This is a genomic window from Roseibium album (genome assembly GCF_001404515.1).
Lineage (GTDB): Bacteria > Pseudomonadota > Alphaproteobacteria > Rhizobiales > Stappiaceae > Roseibium > Roseibium album.
The window spans coordinates 1-1512 of record NZ_CXWE01000026.1; the positions used below are offsets into that span (position 1 = coordinate 1).

Genomic DNA, 1512 nt, shown 5'->3' on the forward strand with positions numbered 1-1512 from the left:
TGTCCGGGTTCAGCGCCAATGAGACAAATTCGGCTTAACGGATAGAGGAGGATTTTTGGTTCATCGTAGCCCTTCAAGGAGCGAAGATGAGACGGAAATCCGGGACACAGAAGGAGCCGGCGGAAAAGGTCATCAAGGACATCCGCCGCGCCACCCGCAAACAGTATTCGGCGGAAGAGAAGATCCGCATCGTGTTGGAAGGCCTGCGCGGTGAGGAGTCGATTGCCGCGTTGTGCCGACGCGAAGGCATTGCCGAGAGCCTCTACTACAACTGGTCCAAGGAATTCCTCGAAGCCGGCAAGAAGCGGTTGGCCGGTGATACAATGCGTGCAGCCACCAGCGACGAGGTCAAGCATCTGCGCCGCGAGGCCCGCGATCTGAAAGAGGTCGTCGCCGAGCAGGCGCTGGAACTGCGGCTGCTCAAAAAAAGCATGATCGCGGATCGGGGCGACGACGCATGAGACACTCCGCATCCGAGAAGTTGGAGATCATCCAGCTGGTCGAACAGTCGCATCTTCCGGCCAAGCGCACGCTGGACAAGCTCGGCATCCCGCGCGCCACTTTCAATCGGTGGTATGACCGCTTCCTGACCGGCGGCATCGATGCTCTGGAAGACCGCAGGCCTCAGCCGAAACGGGTCTGGAACCGCATTCCCGACGAGGTGCGCGAGAAAGTCATCGATCTTGCTCTCGATCAGCCTGAGCTGTCACCTCGGGAATTGGCGGTGACGTTCACCGACACGCGAGGCTACTTCGTCTCGGAATCCTCAGTCTATCGCCTGCTCAAGGCTCAGGATCTGATCACCAGTCCCGCCTTCATCGTCATCAAGGCCGCCGACGAGTTCCATGACAAGACGACAGCGCCGAACCAGCTGTGGCAAACTGACTTCACCTATCTGAAGGTCATCGGGTGGGGTTGGTTCTACCTGTCGACCATCCTTGACGATTACTCGCGCTACATCATCGCCTGGAAGCTGTGCACCACGATGAAGGCCGGCGACGTTACCGACACACTGGAGCTGGCGCTGCGGGCAGCAGGTTGCGACAAGGCCAAGGTGGTGCAGCGTCCTCGGCTGCTATCCGACAATGGTCCGTGTTACGTCGCCGGCGAGCTGGCAACCTGGCTCAACGGCCAAGGGATGGAGCACACACGCGGTTCGCCTTGCCATCCGCAGACCCAGGGAAAGATTGAGCGATGGCACCAGACGCTGAAGAACCGGATCCTGCTCGAAAACTACTTCCTGCCGGGTGCCCTCGAAGCGCAGATCGGCACCTTCGTCGATCATTACAACCACCGACGCTACCATGAGAGCCTCGGCAATCTCACACCAGCCGACGTCTACTTCGGACGCGGCCAGACAATCCTGCAGACAAGAGAAAGGATCAAACGCGAAACCATCAACCAACGGCGCTTGCTGCATCGTAAGAACGCCGCTTAAAATGACAACCCTGATGGGCCAGAGCCTCCACTAGATTAGGCCGCCGATCTGCTCAAAACCTCTGACGACGGACA

Annotated in this window: 1 protein-coding gene; it reads left to right on the forward strand. The window is 58.9% G+C overall.

The window, feature by feature from the left end:
• Nucleotides 1-86: 86 nt before the first annotated feature.
• Nucleotides 87-1438, forward strand: a protein-coding gene (locus tag LA5095_RS31685) for an IS3 family transposase (protein ID WP_144436246.1) whose coding sequence is annotated in 2 segments (ribosomal slippage) — nucleotides 87-423 and nucleotides 423-1438 — 1353 coding nt in all. Because the reading frame shifts where the segments join, the coding sequence is not laid out codon by codon here.
• The last annotated feature ends 74 nt before the right edge of the window (nucleotides 1439-1512 follow it).